Genomic DNA, 20,280 nt, shown 5'->3' on the forward strand with positions numbered 1-20,280 from the left:
ATCATGGTTTAGCTTCTTAATTTAAACTTTAACAGATGCTCAAAAAGATATCGAGGTGAAAATCTTACAAATTTCCCTGATGATACATTTTATAAACATCTATTTAGGTTGTTCTTTGTGCAACTGTACTTAATTAAACTGAGAAAAATCAGGCTTACGCTTTTGCATAAAGGCTTGAACTGCTTCCATCATTTCAGGTGAGCGTACACGCTGCATAAAGATTTCTGCTTCTTCATCGACACATGCGATGATTTCAGCAAGGTCTTTTTTCATGAGTGCTTTTGTTTGTTTGATTGAAGCCAATGGTAGAGCAGCTAGATGTTGTGCTGTTTGTTGAGCAGTTGCATATACATCTTCAACCACATCATTCACAAGGTTTGCTTTTACCGCAGTAGCCGCATCAAATTTCTTTGCTGTAAATAACAGCTCAGCAGCTTTTTGATAGCCTGCTTGCTTAACCAGTAAACGACTTGCTGCACCTTCAGGAGACAAACCTAGGCTCACAAATGGAATTTGGAATAGGGCAGTGTTGTCAGCAAATACGAGATCAGCATGGAGTAAAATCGTAACACCAATACCAATTGCTACACCTTTTACAGCGATAATTAGTGGTTTAGAAAAACGAGCAGCTGCTTTTAATAATACAAATGGTGGTTGATCACCAGCTTTACCTTCATGTGGCTTTTGAATAAAGCCCATGAAGTCTTTCATATCATTACCCGCAGTAAAGTCTTGTTCTGCACCACGGAAAATGACCACACGAACATTTTTATCCGTATCTGCTTCATCAAATGCTTGTGCAATACAAAGATAAAGCTCACCATAAAGCGCATTTTTAGCTTCTGCGCGGTTAATGGCTAAGGTGAGTACGCCATCTTCTAAATTTGCTTGCAAATGTGGATGAGGTTGTTGAATACAGCTAAGTGTCATCGTACTATCCTTGCTTTAAACCGTCTTGTTAATTTTTAAGTGTTCATTATGTCGCATCTTACTGCAATTTGGTGTAACTGATGAGTTCATAAAAAGTGAATTTCTATTTATGTACAAATTTGACTATCTTGTTTTTATTGGACGCTTTCAGCCATTTCATTTGGCGCATATGTTGACCATTGAAATTGCGCTGCGACAAAGTCAGCATGTGGTTCTTGCTTTAGGCTCAGCGCAAGCAGAACGAAATATTAAAAATCCTTTTCTCGCCAATGAAAGGGAGGCCATGATATTGTCCAATTTTTGTGATGAAGATAAGCAACGCATCCATTTTGTACATGTGATTGATGTTTATAATGATGAAAAATGGGTCAAACAAGTCAAGGATTTGGTTGCTCAAGTGGTTGGCTTAAATGAAAAAGTTGGATTAATCGGTCATTTTAAGGATGAGTCATCTTATTATTTGCAACTGTTTCCTGAGTGGACTATGGTTGAGTTAGAGAGTCTTAAATCTTCGATGTCAGCAACGCCGATGCGTGAAGCTTACTATCGAGGTGAAATTAAAACTCAAGCTTTTCCAAAAGGAACGATTCAATTTTTAGAAAAATTCCAAAAAACAACCATTTATGCTGAATTACAACAGAAGTTTTTAGCTGGTGATCGCAGTAACTTAGATGTGATAGATCTAGAGGAATAACTAAATGTCTAAGCCAAGTGAGCAAGACCACGCTGACATAGCAGCAATACGATTGCAGTTGCAAAGGTATTTTGATGGTCTATATCGCAGCGATGTGGCTTTACTCAATCAGGTCTTTCATCCAGATGCCGTATATATTTGTGTTACGGATCAGCCCTTACTGAAACTGACGTTAGATGAGTATTTCCCAATCGTTGAACAGCGGATTTCACCTGCTTCAAAACAACAGTTGAGGCAGGATAAGATCATTTCGATCAATATCATCAGTGCAAAAACAGCAATCGCTCATGTTGAATGTGCGATTGAACCGAAATATTTTTATGATGTCTTAACCTTTATCTGTGACAAAGGTATTTGGAAAATTATAACCAAAGTGTTCGATTATCGAGTGATTGAATAGATTGAAATGCTAAGCATCTTCCCAAAAAATCAGACGATTAGAAAATGGGTCTGTGATACTCAGTTCAAGTGTTTCCCAATCCGTTTTTTCAATTTGTGGTTTGGCAAACTTATAGTCTTTTGCATCTAGTTCTGCATGTAGCAAACTTATATTTTCCCAGTAAATACGGATAGCACTGTGTGGACTTGCATCACCAAAATGCTCGGATAAGTGAATAATGCAATCACCTTTAGAAATCTGTAAATAAACAGGGAAGTTATCTCCGAAAGTGTGCTGCCAATCGATGTTAAAACCCAGATAATCCATGTAAAAAGATTGGGCGACTTCGATATTAAAGATACGAAGAATAGGGGTGATTGAACCAGTTTGCATGATTATTCCTTTTAGCGAACACCAAATTGTTGGGTCCAGTAATTGCTTGGTTGCTTTGCTTGGTCAGAGGCGCAAGCGATTGCGTAATCCGTAAATTTGGGGTGCATGATATTGCTACAGTGTACTGGGCTAGTTAGCCATTTTTGGGTAACGTCATTCAGATTCTGATGACCACGCGCTACATTTTCGCCACCACCACGACCTTTGAATTGAGATTGTTTTAACCGCGCTTTTAGATCGAGTCCTGTGCTGCTGACATGCCCTAAGAAATTATGATTCGTCATATCTTTGCTGTGAGCAAAGGCATTTTGATATAACGGATTATTCCAAACTAAAGGTGCAGCGGCAGGGAAATGTCGTTGTCCACATTGGCGGGGCTGTTTTCGAATTTCATTGATCGCATTCAGCATTGCTTGTTGAAAGGCTGGATTTGATAAATCTTGACAACTGATTTCGGTGCTTGATTTTTGAGTTTGTGGGATGGATGCTGCTGTCGTTTGAGGAATACTGGATGAACTGGCACTACATGCAGTGAGCAGAATAAAAACAGGTGCTTGAATAAATGATTTTAGATGATTCATTGGTCAGCCCTTACTATAATTATTGTCATGTTTTGATCATAAGCTAAGCGCACGATATTGCACAATTCTCTTTAAAAAAATAAAGTGAGCCCCAGACTCACTTTATGATAACGCTATCAAATTTATTGAGCCGTTTGTAGTGCTTTTAAATCCTCAAGCACTTGTTCCGCATGTCCAGCAGCTTTGACTTTTCGGTAGCTTTTTACCAATTGCTGATTATGGAAAATAAACGTTGAGCGCTCGATGCCCATGACTTGTTTGCCATACATGTTCTTTTCTTTGATCACATCAAAGTGTTTGCACAGCACTTCTTCTTTATCGCTAATTAGGTTAATCGTGAGTGCTTGTTTCTCTGTAAAATTCTGATGTGCTTTTACAGAGTCACGTGATACTCCGATAATTTGACAATTCATCAACGCATCAAACTGATCTTTTAAGCAAGAGAAGCCGACTGCTTGAGTGGTACAGCCCGGTGTTGAATCTTTTGGATAGAAATATAAAACCAACCATTCATTTGCGAGTTCAGCTAAATTAATTTCACCTTGCGTTGTTGGGAATGTGTGATTCGGTAGTTGGGTATTCTCAGACATTTTTCATCCTTCAATCTATTTGATCTAATTCAAGTGGTAAAAAAGCATATTCCTCATGATAAACAATATTGCCCCGACGTACAGGAATAGCTTTGTTAAAAATTGGACCATCAATCACAGTCGTATGAAACTCACCACCTTCGCCGCAAGGATCGATACCTCTATTTTCTAATGCTTGGATATATTCTAAGGTTAAGATTTGCCCCAAATCTTCAACCTGCATCCCGAGTTTGAGATTTACGGTGACGATGATACTGCGGAAGCCAAGGCAGATAAATTCTTCAACCACCTCTTTGTGCGGGCGTAACCAAAGTGGCATGCCGAGTTTTAGACCGACTTGCTGTGTTACACGATCATGCCAGCAACCATGTTGAGGCATATCTAAATCGCCTGTAACAAGCACTTCAGCACCTTGATGCTTGGCTTGATTGAGCAGTTCTATAAATTTGTTTTCATAGTCAGTCCAACTTGAAGATGCCATGAAAACTGGCAAACCAATCGCATCGGCTTGGGCTTGAATCACATCAAGGGGCATAGCATGTGAGCGAGAACGTTGTCCCTGTTCTTCCAACATAACGATTAATCCAGTCACCGTGCCTGTTTGCATCGCATGGTACAACGCCAGTGAGCTATCTTTGCCACCACTAAATGAGACAATGCATTGGTTGTTATGGGTATTGGTTTTCCACTGATCCTGCATGGTGTCATTCAACTTATTTAAAGATAAGTGGATTTTAGCAGAGCTATAAAAAAGCCTGCATAAAAATGCAGGCTTTCTTCGAACAACAAGGGCTTATTTTTTCGGCGCTTGTTGTTGAGCAGCTTTCATTGCTTCTTCAGTGAGCTTTTCTAACTTGCTTACAAGGGGCGCACCTAAGCAGTTTTGCAATTCTTTATTTTGCTGTTGTACAAAAGCTAAAGAACTTGGGCTTTTCTTGGCATTAATTGCACTTTGAATTTCCCATTTTTGCGCTTCGGTTACTTTTCCTTGAGCATCAATCTGACAGCCACAGAACTTGCTTACTTCTGCTGCTGTAAGTTTACCGCCTTTAGCAGTTTGATCTTTACATACATTGACCAATCCTGCTTTAACATTGGTACTTTTATATGCAGCTTCAAGAGGATTAGTATTTGCATGTGTCGCTGTCGCAACTAAAGCAGCAGCAGACATCATGGTAGAAAGAATAAGATTTGATTTTAAAAACTTCATATATATGTACCTAATTATTACCCTATATCGTCTGTTCAGTATAACGCGTAGGATCCGCAATACCTGCCTCGATAAAACCTTGATGACGTAAACGGCAACTGTCGCATTTGCCACACGCACGTCCTTGAGCATCTGCTTGATAGCAGGATACCGTTTGACTGTAGTCTACGCCATGTTCGATCCCTAAGCGTATAATATTCGCTTTGGATAAATGTAACAAAGGTGTTTCAATTTTAAGGGGTTTTCCTTCAACGCCAGCTTTTGTTGCGAGACGAGCAAGATTGGCAAAAGCGTCAATAAATTCTGGGCGACAGTCAGGATATCCTGAATAATCAACAGCATTGACCCCAATCACAATGGCTTCAGCGTCAAAAACTTCAGCTGCAGCGAGGGCATAAGACAAGAAAATAGTGTTACGTGCTGGAACATAAGTTACAGGAATACCTTCTTGTAATTGTTCTGGTATATCAATGTTGTGATCTGTAAGTGCAGACCCGCCTAGATTACCTAAATCAATATTAATCACACGATGTTCTACACCAGCACTTTGTGCAAGTGTTCTCGCCGCATCAAGTTCTGTGGTAGAGCGTTGCCCATACATAAAGCTTATGGCAACACATTCATAGCGAGCTTGTGCCCAAGCAAGACACGTTGTTGAGTCTAAGCCGCCAGATAATAATACGATGGCACGTGAACGCATATTATTTTCCATGATTCAACCTAAAGATAAATTTATGACACTTCTCATTTTGAAAGTATAAGAAGTACGACGAGAGACAGATTTTAACGACCAGATTCATCATTCCATAACAGTTTATGTAACTGGAGTTGGAAACGAACGGGGAGATGGTCATCTAAAATCCACTGCGCTAAATCACGCGCAAAAGCGGGTAAAACAGCAGCACCTTTTTCAACTGCGAAAGCAGGAGAGAACCACACTGTACTTACTTTCGTTTGTAGCTGGAACTGTTCAAGTTGTTGCTTTGACCATTCATAATCAGCGCGATTACAGATCACAAATTTGATCTGATCATGCTGGGTTAAATAGTCAAAATTGCTGAATAAATTACGATGATCTTCTTTAGATGTTGGTGTTTTTAAATCGAGCACTTTTGAAACACGAGGATCGACTTTAGAGACATCTAAAGCACCACTGGTTTCTAGAGAAACTTCAAAACCAAGATCACATAAGCGTTGTAATAAGATCAAACAATTCGGTTGTGCAAGCGGTTCACCACCTGTGACACAAATATAAGGTGTTTTGAATTGGTTAGCCGTTTCGATGATATGTTCAAGGGATAAACGCTCACCACCTTCAAAAGAGTAAGTGGTATCACAATAGCTGCATCGTAATGGGCAGCCTGTTAAGCGAATAAAAACAGTGGGTAGACCAAAAGTATTCGCTTCGCCTTGCAAAGAATAAAAAATCTCGGTAATGCGTAAACCAGCCGCAGGGTCAGAGACAGGAATTGCAGAAGAACGTAAGGAAGCCATATAATCAGAACCACACCATATAAAAGAACAAAATCTCTACGACCATGACTGATCGTAGAGACGCAAGACGACTAAAGTTGCGTAATAGGGATTAAATTAGTCAGCGCGTAATAAGTCGTTTAGACTTGTTTTAGCGCGAGTTTTCGCATCTACTTTTTTCACGATGATCGCAGCGTAAAGGCTGTATGTACCGCACTTAGATGGAAGGCTGCCCGCAACCACAACAGAACCTGCTGGTACGCGGCCATAATGTACTTCACCCGTTTCACGATCAAAGATTTTTGTCGATTGACCAATGAAAACACCCATTGAAATGACTGAGCCTTCTTCAACAATGACGCCTTCAACGATTTCTGAGCGCGCACCGATAAAGCAGTTGTCTTCAATGATTGTTGGATTTGCTTGTAATGGTTCTAAAACACCACCGATACCTACGCCACCTGACAAGTGAACATTTTTACCGATTTGAGCACATGAACCTACAGTTGCCCAAGTATCTACCATGGTGCCTTCATCTACATAAGCACCAATATTGACATAAGAAGGCATTAACACGACGTTTTTCGCTTGGAAGCTACCACGACGCGCAACAGCAGGTGGTACAACACGAACACCAGCAGCTTTAAACTGTTCTTCAGTCCAGCCTGAGTATTTAGTTGCGACTTTGTCATAAAAACGAAGATCACACGCTTCGATTGGCGTATTGTCATTCAGCTTAAATGAAAGTAAAACTGCTTTTTTTAACCATTGGTGGACAACCCACTCACCATCGATCTTTTCAGCAACACGAAGTGTACCGTTGTCTAAACCAGTCAATGCTTCTTCAACAGCTTGACGGATTTCGGTAGGGCAATCCGCTGCACTATAGTTGGCACGGTCTTCAAATGCTTGCTCAATGATTGTAGAAAGCTGAGACATGATCTTCCTTCTTCCAAAAAAATTTTGTTGATTTTACACTAGTTTGAACCAAGAATCTTTGAAAAAAGTTGTTACAATAAAATGATTAAAATTTATGCAATATGTTTGTCATAAAATGAAATATATTGTTTTTTATTAATTATTTCCAAATACACAATTATGTCTAATTTGTATCAAAAAATAACAAAAAGTAATCATTTTTTGTATAAAAACATAGCGATCAATCCTTTATGATGCAATCACAGAAACAATTATATTTAAGAAAAGTATTTTTTAAGGAGACTTCGATGAAAACTTTACGCGTTATGTTAGCGGCTGGTGTATTAACAGCAATTGCAGGTACTGCTTTTGCAGATGAGCAAATTGTTAAAGAATCAGCTTATGGGTTACCTTCTTACTTAGCTCCAGTTTCAGTTCGTGCTGAAGTGGGTACGACTGGTTATGGTGGTGCGATTTCTTACCGTGTCAATCCATACGTTGGTGTAACTTTAGGTTATAACGGCGGTGATATTTCTTGGTCTGACGATATCAAAATCGATGGGACTAAGTATGATATAGATATGGATAACAATAACACCTACTTAAATGCTGAGATTTATCCATGGGGTGCAAATGAGAATGCATTTGCTCGTGCTCTTTATGTAGCAGCAGGTGTTGCATATCTAGACAATGACTATGATCTGCAAAAACGCACATCGGCTGGCCGTACATTAAGTATTAATAACAATGATTATCAGGTCGTTAATGCAAATCAAGAGGGTGGTGTAAATGGTAAAATGTCATATAAAAATGATATTGCTCCTTACCTAGGCTTAGGTTTGAATGCACCAGTTTATAAGAACCTTGGCTTATTTGGAGAGGTTGGTGCATATTACACGGGTAATCCAGATGTGAAACTTACTGCATATAACTTAGAGGGTGTTACTGGAGCTAAACCAATTGACCAAGCTGTAGCAGATGAGCAAAATAAAATTGCTAATAAAGGTCGCTACGAATGGATGCCAGTTGCTAAAGTTGGTGTGAGCTTCAAGTTCTAATCCATCTATTCAACATAAAAAAACGAGCGTTATGCTCGTTTTTTTATGTTTGATTTTTCTAAATAACAAGACACTTATATGCTGTTACTCTTCAGGGTAAGCAACTTTCTTTAGCGTTTTGATATCGGTTTCTGGTGAGCATAAAGAAATAAACTCATAGCCATAGCCTCGAAGCAAATGCCCTTTGCGCACTGCGATCCACGTGGTATTGACACCAAAAATATCGGTTTGAATCTGTTGTAAACGGTGGTCACGCTCAGCATCATAAGCCACAGCATTGACGATCCCAACGCCCATATTCATCTCAACATAGGTTTTAATGACATCGGCATCCAGCGCTGACATAACAATATCAGCATGTAATTGTGCATCATCAAAGGCTTTATCAATTTTAGAACGTCCTGTAAAACCGCCATGATAAGTGATCAATGGATACTCAGCCAAAAGCTCTAGACTAATTTTATCGAGTTTGGCTAATGGGTGATCTTTGGGGGTAATGATGCTGTGATGCCATTCATAATAAGGTACGCTGGCTAAGTTTTCTTCTGTGGTTAAGGACTCTGTAGCGATCCCGATATCAGCTTCACCTTGAAGCAACATCTCTGCGATTTCAACTGGACTGGCTTGTTGTAAAACCAAATGAACTTTGGGGAATAGCTTTTTAAATTGATTGACGATAGGGGGGAGTACATAGCGTGCTTGGGTATGTGTAGTCGCAATAGTAAGTGTGCCTTCATCGACCTTATTAAAGTCATCGGCTAGACGCTTAATATTGTCTGCATCGACCAACATCCGTTCAACGATATTAAGTAATGATAAACCCGGCTCAGTTAAACCAAGTAAGCGCTTCCCCTTACGCACAAAAAGTTGTACACCTAACTCATCTTCTAAATCTTTAATGTGTTTACTGACGCCAGATTGGGAGGTATAGAGTGCCGCAGATGCTTCAGTTAAATTAAAGTTTTGGCGAACAGTTTCTCGAATAATTCTGAGCTGTTGAAAGTTCATAAAAGTTTTTCCTTATCTCTAAATTCCCCTCTTTTAAAAGAGGGGGAGCTGCGGTTACAGCAGCGCAAGGGAGATTTTTTTAAGCGACTTGCGTCGTTTGATCTGCAAATAAGTGAAATTGAGCTGCACTAATCCAAACAGTTTGATTTGGTCTGAATTGATGCAAATTCGCCTCTTCTACAGTTAATAAAATTTCAATGCTATGTCCACTGCGATCTTGTAATTCAGCCACGACTTTACCAGCAATCCACACTTCACGTAAGAATGTTGCCTCAATTGTATTTGGCTGAGCTTGGGTGTGAATATGTAATTCATTTGGTCGTGCAAATGCAATGACTTTTCCTTGCGGTGCTTCCAATGCTGTTGGTAACTGAATACGATCATCACCGATACGGATAATACCGCTGGTATGTTCGCCTTCAAAACGATTTGCTTGACCCAAGAAATCAAAAACAAAGGGAGTTGCAGGTTGGTCATAAACTTCACGTGGTGAACCGATTTGTTCCACATCACCTTTATTCATCACGATGATCTGATCCGCAACTTCCAAGGCTTCCTCTTGATCGTGAGTCACAAAGATCGAAGTGATATGTAGTTCATCATGCAATGCACGCAACCAACGACGGAGTTCTTTACGCACTTTAGCATCTAATGCGCCGAAAGGTTCATCTAGCAATAACACACGCGGTTCAACCGCCAAAGCACGAGCAAGTGCAATACGTTGCCGTTGACCTCCAGAGAGTTGTGCAGGATAACGGTCTGCTAAGAAGCCCAGTTGCACAAGGTCAAGTAAGCGAGTGACACGTTTTTTTATTTCTGCTTCTGATGGTCGAGTCGAACGGGGGCGAACCCTTAAACCAAAGGCAATATTATCAAATACCGTCATGTGGCGGAACAACGCATAATGTTGGAATACAAAACCGACTTGACGCTCACGCACATGCGTATTGGTTGAGTCTTCACCTTCAAGCAGAACTTGACCGCCATCAGCCGATTCTAAGCCCGCGATGATGCGTAAAAGTGTGGTTTTACCACAACCAGAAGGACCCAAAAGCGCAACCAACTGACCTTCAGGAAAGTCTAGAGATATATTTTTTAGCGCATGGAATGCACCAAAGTGTTTTTCAATATTTTTAACTTGAATACTCATGTGTTCATTCCTTAAGGATTTGCTTGGTGTGCTTGCTCTTGGCGTATTTCCAACCAAGTTTTCAAGATCAAGGTGATGATTGCTAAAAATGCCAATAATGAAGACACAGCAAATGCAGCGCTAAAGGTATATTCGTTGTAGAGAATCTCTACATGTAACGGTAAGGTATTGGTTTCACCACGAATGTGTCCTGAAACCACAGACACCGCACCAAACTCACCCATTGCACGGGCATTACACAGAATCACGCCGTAGATCAAACCCCATTTAATATTTGGCAGTGTTATTTTCCAGAAGGTTTGCCAACCAGAAGCACCGAGTACAATGGCCGCTTCTTCCTCTTCAGTTCCTTGTGCTTCCATCAAAGGAATCAATTCACGTGCAACGAATGGTACGGTAATAAAAATAGTCGCTAGGACAATTGCAGGTACGGCATAGAGAACTTTAATGTCATGATCCATTAACCAGCCACCGATCCAGCCTTGTGAACCAAAAATTAAAACAATCATCAAACCTGCAATCACGGGTGAAACCGAAAAAGGCATATCAATAATCGTGGTTAATATGGCTTTACCACGGAACTGGAATTTCGCCACAGACCATGCTGCTGCAACACCAAACACCACATTTATCGGTACTGCAATCGCTGCTGTGAGTAAAGTCAGTTTTACTGCGGATAATGTGTCTGGATCAATTAAAGCATTGAGGTAGACTTCGATACCTTGCTTAAATGCCTCAACAAAAACCAAAATGAGTGGCAGGATTAAACAGCTCAAGAAGAAAATCAGTGCCACCACAATCAGGCTGTAACGCACCCAAGTAGGTTCACGGGTTGCATCTCGAGTTTGCAATTTAATTGCTAAGGTATCGCTAGTGTTGTTTAAGCTCATTGTGCAACTCTCCCTGTACGGCGGCTAGCCCATGCTTGTATTAAGTTGATCAAGAATAAGATGGCAAAAGAGAGCAGCAGCATGACGACTGCAATGGTGGTCGCACCTGCATAATCATATTCTTCTAAACGAGAAATAATCATCAGCGGTGCGATCTCCGTTTTATAAGGCATATTGCCTGCAATGAAAATGACAGAACCATATTCACCAACTCCACGGGCAAAGGCGAGTGCAAAACCTGTCAGTAGGGCAGGAAATAAGATTGGCAAAATGATTTTGGTAATGGTTTGCCAACGATTTGCGCCCAAAGCAGAAGCTGCTTCTTCTAGTTCAGTTTCAATATCACTCAGCACTGGCTGCACGGTACGGACCACGAAAGGTAAACCAATAAAAATTAATGCGAGGGTAATGCCTATTGGGGTATAGGCGACCTGAATTCCTAAAGGCTCAAGATATTGTCCAATCCAACCATTTTTTGAGTAGAGAGACGTAAGGGCGATACCTGCGACAGCAGTAGGTAGCGCAAATGGTAAATCCACTAAAGCATCGACTAATCTTTTACCGGGAAAGCTGTAGCGAACTAAACACCAAGCCAGCAGTAAACCAAAGATGACATTTACAAAAGCAGCGATCAGCGCAGCGCTAAAACTAAGTTGTAAAGATTTTAGAATCCGTTCTGAGGTTAAAATTTCCCATAAACCATCCCATCCAATCCCAAAAGATTTGATAAAGACAGCAGATAAAGGAATAAGCACAATTAAAGACACGTAAGCGAGGGTAAAGCCTAATGACAGACCAAACCCAGGCAGCACTCGGGAACGCTGCGACATGATATTTCCTCAAAGAGAAATGTTTGCTAAAACAAGCAAATAAGCTAAATATAAAAATACAGGGAGCTATGGCTAGGCAAATTTCACATTAAAATTCGACTGATGCATTCGAGATACTGGCTGTATGTTTTTTTCAGACGACAAATAGTTGAAAATTTCAGGAAATGGACCAAATCCAGATGCGACATTGACATGACCAACAGGACCTAAATTGATCGGTGTGAGCTGCCATGCTTGTGCGAGTTGTAGTGCATCGACATAGTTCAACCAAGGATCATTTTCACTGATCAATAATGTCGTTGGCACGTCTATATTGAGTTGATAGAAATACTGTTTATAGTCTGTCAAGCTATGGCGTGCAAAACCACTTTCACCGAAACGAGCTGGATTTGCTGGTGCGACAAGAACCAGATTTTTCACCTTTGCTTTAAGTTCAGGATGTTCTGCAAGTGCTGCAACACTGGTGAGGCAACCAAAGCTATGTGCAACGATTTGTATTGGTGCTTTGATCTCTGCCACGGTTTTGACAAATTGACTCACCCATTCACTTAATACTGGTCGATCCCAATATTTCTGTTGAACGCGAGAGCTAGACACGAGTTGTTGTTGTAACCAAGACTGCCAATGCTGTATTTCGCTACCGCCTACACCAGGAACAATGAGGGTATGAGTCATGTCTGCTCTCCTTCAAATTTCTTTGAAAAGTAATTCTTATCGACTATTTGCCTTGACGATCTGATCAAAGATGCCGCCGTTCTCAAAATGCTGCTTCTGCACTTTGCTCCAGCCGCCAAACTCTTTATCAATGGTGACGAGTTTCAGTGGCTTAAATACAGTTTGATATTTCTTCAATACATCGGCATTGCGAGGTCTGTAGAAATGACGAGCAGCAATGTCTTGACCCGCTGGTGAATAGAGGTAATTTAAATAACCACGTGCGATTTGCAGATTGCCGTTTTTAGTCGCATTTTTTTCTACAACTGCAACAGGAGGTTCGGCTAAAATCGACAATGAAGGAGTAATAATTTCAAACTTATTTGGTTGTTCACGCACAGCCAAATAAGCCTCGTTTTCCCAAGCCAATAAAACATCGCCAATACCGCGTTCTGCAAATGTTGTGGTTGCGCCACGAGCACCTGAATCAAGAACTTTGGTTTGTTTATAAATTTGACGGACAAATTCCTGTGCTTTGGCATCGTTACCATTCGGTTGATGTTTTGCCCAAGCCCAAGCAGCTAGATAGTTCCAGCGAGCACCGCCAGATGTTTTTGGATTTGGTGTGATGATTTCTACACCGGGTTTCACTAGATCACCCCAATCTTTAATTTGTTTAGGGTTATCTTTACGAACGAGAAAGACAATGGTTGAGGTGTAGGGTGTTGAGTTATTTGGAAGTTTCTTTTGCCAATCATTTGGAAGTAGTTTGGCATTTTTAGCAATTTCATCAATATCTGCAGCCAAAGCTAAAGTCACCACATCGGCATTGAGGCCATCAATGACCGCACGTGCTTGTTTACCTGAACCACCATGAGATTGTTTGAAGTTAATGTCTTGACCAGTGCGTTGTTTCCAAAAGCTACCAAATTGTTTATTAAAATCTGTGTATAGCTCACGTGTTGGATCGTAAGAAACATTTAAAAAATCTTGGGCTGCCAAGCTAGATGCTGAAAGTAAAGCGGCTAAAAGACCGACTTTGAGTTGAGATAAACGCATAAAAACCCCTTAAAATTGCATAAGCATTTAGAATATGGATGCAGCATAACGCTGGTTTTTTTGCAAAAAAAATAATTAAAAACGCATTTGATATGAAAAATATAGAAATAGATTAAAGAGATAAGCTATGCTGAATTTTTGATAAATAAGAAAAGATTAGTTTTTGAAATTTGTTATTTAATATTTAAAATCAGTTTGTTATGTGTCTTTAAGTCGATGAGAGTTTTGGAGCATCGTTGCAATTTATACGTATTTATAGCGAGTCACGATAGTAAAAAGGAAACTGGGTCATCAGATGAAGAACGCTCAAGTTTGTATTATCCTGTGTCAAATAAAGATTGGTTTGCTCTTTAAGGCGATGAATTTATGCAATGTTATAAAAATGGACACTTGATTGATTCGATCCCTTTACTTGATCGGGCATTTCATTATGGCGATGGTTGCTTTACTACAGCACGAATGTTCCAAAATCATTTTGAACTCAAAGAACAACATTTGGCACGCTTAAGATTGGCTTGCCAGCGCTTAGGTTTAGATGCTGATTTGTCTCAGATTGAGGCTTCACTTGAAAAATTAAAACAACAATATGCAAATTTAAGTGGCACTTTAAAAATCGTAATTAGCCGTGGTGAAGGGGATCGTGGCTATAGTTTACCTTTACAAGCTGCCGATGTTTATGTGTGGTATTACCCGAGAGCAACACAAGTTTTTCAACCTGAGTGGATTGAAAGCGGTGTGTTAAATCATACGATGGGCTTAAATATGCCGCATCTGGTTGGATTAAAAACCCTCAATCGTTTAGAACAGGTTTTGCTGAAACAAGAGGCTGATCAATGCGGTTGGCTTGAAGCGCTGGTCAGCGATGTACAGGGCTATGTTGTTGAAGGGGTGAGCAGTAATTGTTTTATTCGTATAAATGATCGATGGATTACCCCAGAACTTCGTTATAATGGCGTCCACGGTGTGATGCGAGCCAAAATCTTATCAAGAATGCAGCAATACGATGTGGCATGTGAGCAACGTTGTATGGGCATTGATGAAGTTGATCGTATTCAAAACCTATTTTTTTGTAATGCATTGCATCCGATGAAGGCGGTTGTTCGATTCAATGATCGAGCTTTCGAGCAACAACCTTATCTTGATTTATTTGAAACTTTAAAACTTAGCCAGATTGATTGAATATGCCAAAGCCACCGAACCCAAGCAAAAGTAAGAAAAAACCAAAAGCTAAACCGAAATCTAGATTTACGTTTAAAGCATTTTTATTGGCCATCTGCATTTTTATTTTGGTGGTTTTTGGTGTGGTATGGGCAAATTTATTTAAGCCGTATCCATTAGATAGTAAAAAACAATTATTAGTGATTTCATCTGGTGATACCTATTCCAAATTTATTGATCGCTTAGCCCAAGATCAAAAGGTGAGTTTTCCGATTATTTTAAAGCTTTACCAGAAGTTTATGATACATGACAGTATGAAAGCTGGAGTGTATGAGCTCACGCGGGGCATGAGTGTTCGTCAGGTTTTGGAAATGCTGGCCAATGCAGATAATGCGCAAATGAATCGGATCTTAGTTATCGAAGGTACGAATTTTAAGCAGTTGGTGCAGAAGCTAAAAAATGATCCGAATGTCACCAAAACGATTTTAGATTTACCGCAAGATCAATTGTTAAAAGCTTTAGATATTTCTTATTCTCACCCTGAAGGTCTATTTGCTCCTGATACTTATTTTTTTGCTAAAGGTGAAACAGACAAGAAGATTTTGACGGATTTATATCGTCGTCAGATGAAAGCATTGGATGAGGCGTGGGCAAATAAGGCGGCTAATCTGCCGTATAAAAATAAATACGAAGCGTTAATCATGGCTTCGATTATTGAAAAAGAAACCAGTTTGGATAGTGAGCTTCAACAGGTTTCGGGTGTATTTGTACGCCGTTTAAAAATAGGTATGCGTCTACAAACTGACCCAACGGTTATCTATGGTATGGGTGATAACTATAAGGGTAATATCACGCGTAATGATTTGCGTACTCCAACGGCATATAACACTTATACGATCAATGGTTTACCACCAACACCGATTGCATTGCCAAGTAAAAAAGCGATTGAAGCAGCGATGCATCCAGATGATGCGGAAAATCTTTATTTTGTTGCAACAGGAACTGGTGGACATAAATTCACAACCAATTTGCAAGATCATAACCGAGCCGTTCAAGAGTATTTGGTGGTTTTACGTGCCAAGAGGCAGGAGCAAGAGTAAATGTTTATTAGCTTTGAAGGTACAGAAGGTGTAGGCAAAACCACGTTGATTCGTAAGATTCATCAGTATTTTGAGCAGCAAGGTAAAGAAGTTGTGTTGACTCGTGAGCCGGGTGGCACGCCTTTGGCTGAACAGATTCGTTCATTATTATTGGCAGTCAATCATGATGAGCAAATGAGTCATGATACTGAGCTATTATTGATTTACGCGGCACGTGCTCAACATTTACAACAAGTGATTTTACCTGCATTGGATGCTGGAAAAATTGTTTTAAGTGATCGTTTTACCGATGCAAGTTTTGCTTATCAGTGTTCTGGGCGTGGTTTGAGTCAGGAAAAATTGCAACTGTTAAATCAAACTTTTGTGGCGAAAATGCCTAATATTACCTTTTGGTTGGATGCACCAATTGAGTTGGGAATGACTCGTGCTCGAGAGCGTGGTGCATTGGATCGTTTTGAGCAAGAGAAATTGAGTTTCTTTGCCAAGGTTCGTTCTGGTTATGAGACTTTATGGCAAGCAGAGCCTGAGCGGATTAAGCGTTTAGATGCAACGCAGAATGCTGATATGGTGTTTGATAAAGCTTTGCAATATTTGAAATAAGAGCCTTGATAATGAGTTTGCCCTGCCTCATAAAAATGCGGGTAAATAAATGCTTTTTGATAGTTATTGCCTTACTTTTCAGGGATGAAAAGTAACAAAAATCCTTTGTTGCGCTGACGGGACATCCTTGATACCGCAGCGCAACAGGCGACATCCATGTCGCCTACCACGATAGTAAATAACAACTACAAACTCATTTATAAAGCTTAAGAAAATCAAAAGCTTTAAAATATCACTCATTCACCAACGGCTGTTCCACTTTAAAATTAGGTGGAGTTAAAACCGTTTTGCGAATTTCATTCGACAGTTCAGGATAATCCAATGTGTAATGCAAACCACGTGATTCTTTACGCTCCATCGCACAACGTACAATCATTTCAGAAACTAGAACTAAGTTGCGCAATTCGATCAAGTTCTTACTGACACGATAATCTCGATAGTATTCATTGATTTCACGTTTCAACATTTCAATACGATGTAAAGCACGTTGTAAACGCTTAGTCGTCCGAACAATACCGACATAGTTCCACATGGTTGAACGTAGTTCATCCCAGTTTTGAAGAATGACCACATCTTCGTCTGCATCGGTAACTTGAGACTCATCCCAAGAGGGTACATCTGGAAATTCAAAGCTTGTGTTGTGTTTGCTCTGAATATCTTCTGCCGCACTCATACCATATACAAAACATTCAAGCAGTGAGTTACTCGCCATACGGTTTGCGCCGTGTAAACCAGTATAAGAGGTTTCGCCAATGGCATATAAACCATCGAGATCCGTTTGGCTATGTTCATCGACCATCACACCACCACAGGTATAGTGCGCTGCTGGAACCACAGGAATCATATCTTTGGTGATATCAATACCGAGTTCAAGCAAACGTGCATATAAGGTAGGGAAGTGTTCAGTAATAAATTCAGGTGTCTTGTGTGTAATGTCCAACCAAACATGGCGGATACCGAGGCGCTTGATTTCATGGTCAATGGTACGCGCGACAATATCACGTGGTGCAAGTTCAGCACGTTCGTCAAAACGCAACATAAAACGTTCACCATCTGGCAGACGTAAATATGCACCTTCACCACGCATCGCTTCGGTGATCAAGAAGGAGCGAGCTTTTGGGTGATATAAGCAAGTTGGATGGAATTGGTTAAATTCCATGTTAGCGACACGGCAACCTGCACGATACGCCATGGCGATTCCATCACCGGTCGCAATATCAGGATTCGATGTATATAGATAAGCTTTCATAGCACCGCCACATGCCAAAGCCGTGAATGGTGCTAAGAAGGTATGAACTTGTTCAGTGCTTTCATTTAAAGCGTATAAGCCAATCGCGCGATTGGTTTGATCTTGATGACCAAGTTTGTGCAGTGTAATGAGATCAATCGCAATATAATCTTCAAAAATCGTAATATTTTCGCGTTCTTGTGCGCGCTCGACCAAGGTTGTTGAAATCGCCTTACCTGTCGCATCTGCGGAGTGAATAATACGACGTTGAGAGTGTCCGCCTTCACGTGTCAAATGTAATTGTTCATCATCATCTAAAGTGAATTGAACCCCTTGTTTAAGGAGGAAATCAACAGAAGGCTTACCACCTTCAACTGTATGTTTGACCGCATCTAATTCACATAGATGTCCGCCTGCAATCATTGTGTCATTAATATGTTGTTGAATAGAGTCTGTTTCGTCTAAGACCGCAGCAACTCCACCTTGTGCATAGAAAGTGCTCGCTTCTGTTAGAGCTGCTTTTGCTAAAATGGCAATGTTGTAATGACTTGGTAAAGAGAGTGCAAGACTTAAACCTGCACCGCCACTGCCCACAATAATCACATCAAAATGGTGAATTGCTTTTAAATCAGGCATGTCGATCTGCTTCAGTTTTAAACGTTCGCTAATGACAACGCTTTTTCATTAAAAAGGCAAGGGCTAATCTGCCTAGAGTTGAATGAATTTTTAGCAAATGTGATGATATTTAATCTGTATAGCGGTTCACTATATCTTTGTATCGAGTGATGGGGCTATTGTTGGTGATGCTCATACGCTCGAAAATGAAAGCATGAGTGATACTTGGTATTTTGACTGTTTATTCATATTTCCACCTGCAACATCTCCTTATATCTTGAAAAGATAAACATATTTTTACGAAAAAATGGGTGGGCTTATGCTAAAAACATAGTCTAAAATTTTTTTTGATCATCAGTCTGTAGGTTCTTGCTTCATGAAAAGTCGCTATTTACAACAAGGAATGTATGCTGCGGTATTTACAGTTGCCGCTGCTCAAGTCAATGCCGCAGCGCCAGTAGATTTTTCAAATCTGGTTGAGCAGGTCAGTCCTGCTGTGGTGAGTGTCAATGTTGTGAAAAAAATGACTCAGGAAGAGTTGTTACAGCAACAAGTCCCAGAAATTCTACGCCGTTTTTTTGGCAATCAAGTCATTATTCCTCAACGACAAGGGCCGCAAGAAAAAACAGCTTTTGGTAGTGCATTTTTTATTAGTAAAGATGGCTACTTGGTGACAAACCATCATGTGATTTCAAATGCTTCACGTATCAGCATCACTTTAAATGACCGTCGTGAGTTTGATGCAACATTGGTGGGAAGTGATGAGCGCACCGATGTCGCGGTACTTAAGGTTCAAGGGGCGAATTTCCCTGAGTTAAGAGTGGGTGATGTAAACCAGCTCAGAGTTGGTGAACCTGTTCTGGCTATCGGCTCTCCTTTTGGATTTGATTATTCCGCATCAGCAGGAATCGTCAGTGCAAAATCACGTAATATGAGTGGTGAGACCTCAGTTCCTTTTATTCAAACTGATGCAGCTTTAAATCCAGGTAACTCTGGTGGTCCATTATTTAACCAACGCGGTGAAGTGGTCGGCGTTAACTCTCGAATCTTTAGTGGTACAGGCGGTTATATGGGCTTGTCATTCTCGATCCCGATTGATGTCGCGATGGATGTGGTTCAGCAACTAAAAGCCAATGGTAAAGTGACCCGTTCTTATTTGGGTATCATGCTCCAAGATATTGATCGTAATTTGGCTGAAGCATATAAGTTACCAAAACCTGAAGGTTCATTGGTTACTCAAGTTGCACCAAAATCACCAGCAGAAAAAGCAGGTTTAAAATCAGGTGATGTGATCTTAAAAATTAATGGCACGGCTATTTCTCGTACCAGTGATTTACTCTATACACTAAACCGTACTGCACCGAATCAAACCATTCGATTAGATGTTTTACGTGATGAAAAAATTCGTACTGTTTCCGCAACTTTAAGTACTGCACCAGATGACACACCTGCAGCAGAAGATAAAAATAATCCAACCAATGGATTGGGAATGAGTATCCGAAATCTGACACCTGCTGAGCAATCTCGCTTAGAAGTGTCTGGTGGTATTTTGGTACAAGAAGTGAAACGTGGTGGTTTAGCTTCGTTGTCAAACATTGTTGCTGGTGATGTGATTCTTCAAGTCAACGGGGTTGCGATTACGGATAGTGCAGCTTTTGCCAAAGTGATTGCTGGATTGCCTAAAGGTAGCGTTGCGCGTGTTGCAATTATTCGTCAGGGTCAACGAGCAATATTGGGTTTACGCTTACAATAAGATTTCATA

Annotated in this window: 23 protein-coding genes; 7 read left to right on the forward strand and 16 right to left on the reverse strand. The window is 40.3% G+C overall.

The window, feature by feature from the left end; translation table 11 throughout:
- Nucleotides 1–129: 129 nt before the first annotated feature.
- Nucleotides 130–930: an enoyl-CoA hydratase-related protein gene (locus tag MMO38_RS06955; protein ID WP_241323054.1), complete on the reverse strand. Its 801-nt coding sequence runs from the start codon at nt 928–930 to the stop codon at nt 130–132.
- Between the two features lie 109 nt (nt 931–1,039).
- Here MMO38_RS06955 and MMO38_RS06960 point away from each other — a divergent pair, with 109 nt between their 5' ends.
- Entirely contained in the window at nt 1,040–1,624 is a 585-nt protein-coding gene (locus MMO38_RS06960; protein ID WP_241323055.1) for a nicotinate-nicotinamide nucleotide adenylyltransferase, read from the forward strand.
- A 4-nt stretch (nt 1,625–1,628) separates the two neighbouring features.
- Nucleotides 1,629–2,024: a nuclear transport factor 2 family protein gene (locus MMO38_RS06965; RefSeq protein ID WP_241323056.1), complete on the forward strand. Its 396-nt coding sequence runs from the start codon at nt 1,629–1,631 to the stop codon at nt 2,022–2,024.
- Nucleotides 2,025–2,033: 9 nt separating this feature from the next.
- Here MMO38_RS06965 and MMO38_RS06970 read toward each other — a convergent pair whose 3' ends face one another.
- The 8 genes from MMO38_RS06970 to dapD form a co-directional block, all read right to left on the reverse strand.
- Entirely contained in the window at nt 2,034–2,396 is a 363-nt protein-coding gene (locus MMO38_RS06970) for a glyoxalase superfamily protein (protein WP_241323057.1), read from the reverse strand.
- A gap of 11 nt (nt 2,397–2,407) precedes the next feature.
- Nucleotides 2,408–2,977 (reverse strand): CAP domain-containing protein, encoded by a 570-nt coding sequence (locus MMO38_RS06975; protein ID WP_241323058.1) that lies wholly within the window; start codon nt 2,975–2,977, stop codon nt 2,408–2,410.
- A gap of 122 nt (nt 2,978–3,099) precedes the next feature.
- On the reverse strand, nt 3,100–3,567 hold the full coding sequence (locus MMO38_RS06980; protein WP_241323059.1) for a peroxiredoxin: 468 nt from the start codon (nt 3,565–3,567) through the stop codon (nt 3,100–3,102).
- Nucleotides 3,568–3,577: 10 nt separating this feature from the next.
- A complete protein-coding gene (locus tag MMO38_RS06985; RefSeq protein ID WP_241323060.1) occupies nt 3,578–4,267 on the reverse strand; it encodes a diphthine--ammonia ligase in 690 nt (229 codons plus the stop codon).
- A gap of 93 nt (nt 4,268–4,360) precedes the next feature.
- The gene (locus MMO38_RS06990) at nt 4,361–4,777 is read right to left on the reverse strand and encodes a hypothetical protein (RefSeq protein WP_004668884.1); all 417 of its coding nucleotides are present in this window, start codon (nt 4,775–4,777) and stop codon (nt 4,361–4,363) included.
- A gap of 22 nt (nt 4,778–4,799) precedes the next feature.
- Entirely contained in the window at nt 4,800–5,477 is a 678-nt protein-coding gene (gene queC, locus MMO38_RS06995) for a 7-cyano-7-deazaguanine synthase QueC (RefSeq protein WP_212749527.1), read from the reverse strand.
- A gap of 83 nt (nt 5,478–5,560) precedes the next feature.
- Nucleotides 5,561–6,271 (reverse strand): 7-carboxy-7-deazaguanine synthase QueE, encoded by a 711-nt coding sequence (gene queE, locus MMO38_RS07000; protein ID WP_241323061.1) that lies wholly within the window; start codon nt 6,269–6,271, stop codon nt 5,561–5,563.
- 96 nt (nt 6,272–6,367) lie between these two features.
- The gene (gene dapD / locus MMO38_RS07005; RefSeq protein ID WP_005195842.1) at nt 6,368–7,189 is read right to left on the reverse strand and encodes a 2,3,4,5-tetrahydropyridine-2,6-dicarboxylate N-succinyltransferase; all 822 of its coding nucleotides are present in this window, start codon (nt 7,187–7,189) and stop codon (nt 6,368–6,370) included.
- 287 nt (nt 7,190–7,476) lie between these two features.
- Between dapD and carO the strand changes: the two genes are divergently transcribed.
- Nucleotides 7,477–8,226: an ornithine uptake porin CarO gene (gene carO, locus MMO38_RS07010; protein ID WP_241323062.1), complete on the forward strand. Its 750-nt coding sequence runs from the start codon at nt 7,477–7,479 to the stop codon at nt 8,224–8,226.
- Between the two features lie 84 nt (nt 8,227–8,310).
- Here carO and MMO38_RS07015 read toward each other — a convergent pair whose 3' ends face one another.
- From MMO38_RS07015 to MMO38_RS07040, 6 genes are all read right to left on the reverse strand, one after another.
- Nucleotides 8,311–9,234: a CysB family HTH-type transcriptional regulator gene (locus MMO38_RS07015; RefSeq protein WP_004668874.1), complete on the reverse strand. Its 924-nt coding sequence runs from the start codon at nt 9,232–9,234 to the stop codon at nt 8,311–8,313.
- A gap of 79 nt (nt 9,235–9,313) precedes the next feature.
- Nucleotides 9,314–10,384, reverse strand: a complete 1,071-nt coding sequence (gene cysA, locus MMO38_RS07020; protein ID WP_241323063.1) for a sulfate ABC transporter ATP-binding protein — start codon at nt 10,382–10,384, stop codon at nt 9,314–9,316.
- Nucleotides 10,385–10,395: 11 nt separating this feature from the next.
- Nucleotides 10,396–11,274, reverse strand: a complete 879-nt coding sequence (gene cysW, locus MMO38_RS07025; protein ID WP_005195846.1) for a sulfate ABC transporter permease subunit CysW — start codon at nt 11,272–11,274, stop codon at nt 10,396–10,398.
- A complete protein-coding gene (cysT, locus tag MMO38_RS07030; RefSeq protein WP_241323064.1) occupies nt 11,271–12,104 on the reverse strand; it encodes a sulfate ABC transporter permease subunit CysT in 834 nt (277 codons plus the stop codon). The genes cysW and cysT overlap by 4 nt, the downstream gene beginning before the upstream one ends.
- Before the next feature lie 72 nt (nt 12,105–12,176).
- Entirely contained in the window at nt 12,177–12,779 is a 603-nt protein-coding gene (locus MMO38_RS07035; protein WP_241323065.1) for an alpha/beta hydrolase, read from the reverse strand.
- Between the two features lie 36 nt (nt 12,780–12,815).
- A complete protein-coding gene (locus tag MMO38_RS07040) occupies nt 12,816–13,817 on the reverse strand; it encodes a sulfate ABC transporter substrate-binding protein (protein ID WP_241323066.1) in 1,002 nt (333 codons plus the stop codon).
- A gap of 366 nt (nt 13,818–14,183) precedes the next feature.
- Here MMO38_RS07040 and pabC point away from each other — a divergent pair, with 366 nt between their 5' ends.
- The 3 genes from pabC to tmk are packed head-to-tail and all read left to right on the forward strand — an operon-like array spanning nt 14,184 to nt 16,675.
- Nucleotides 14,184–14,996, forward strand: coding sequence for an aminodeoxychorismate lyase (gene pabC / locus MMO38_RS07045; protein WP_241323067.1), 813 nt, complete (start codon nt 14,184–14,186; stop codon nt 14,994–14,996).
- A gap of 2 nt (nt 14,997–14,998) precedes the next feature.
- Nucleotides 14,999–16,075 carry an endolytic transglycosylase MltG gene (gene mltG, locus MMO38_RS07050; protein WP_241323068.1) on the forward strand — a complete coding sequence of 359 codons (1,077 nt, stop codon included), beginning with the start codon at nt 14,999–15,001 and terminating at the stop codon, nt 16,073–16,075.
- On the forward strand, nt 16,076–16,675 hold the full coding sequence (tmk, locus tag MMO38_RS07055; RefSeq protein WP_005195855.1) for a dTMP kinase: 600 nt from the start codon (nt 16,076–16,078) through the stop codon (nt 16,673–16,675).
- Between the two features lie 232 nt (nt 16,676–16,907).
- Here the strand turns inward: tmk and nadB are convergent, their stop codons facing one another.
- Nucleotides 16,908–18,545, reverse strand: coding sequence for an L-aspartate oxidase (gene nadB / locus MMO38_RS07060; RefSeq protein WP_241323084.1), 1,638 nt, complete (start codon nt 18,543–18,545; stop codon nt 16,908–16,910).
- Nucleotides 18,546–18,894: 349 nt separating this feature from the next.
- On the opposite strand from nadB, the gene MMO38_RS07065 reads away from it, so the two are divergent.
- On the forward strand, nt 18,895–20,271 hold the full coding sequence (locus tag MMO38_RS07065; protein ID WP_241323069.1) for a Do family serine endopeptidase: 1,377 nt from the start codon (nt 18,895–18,897) through the stop codon (nt 20,269–20,271).
- The last annotated feature ends 9 nt before the right edge of the window (nt 20,272–20,280 follow it).

The sequence above is a fragment of the Acinetobacter sp. NIPH 1852 genome (assembly GCF_022549455.1).
Classification (GTDB): domain Bacteria; phylum Pseudomonadota; class Gammaproteobacteria; order Pseudomonadales; family Moraxellaceae; genus Acinetobacter.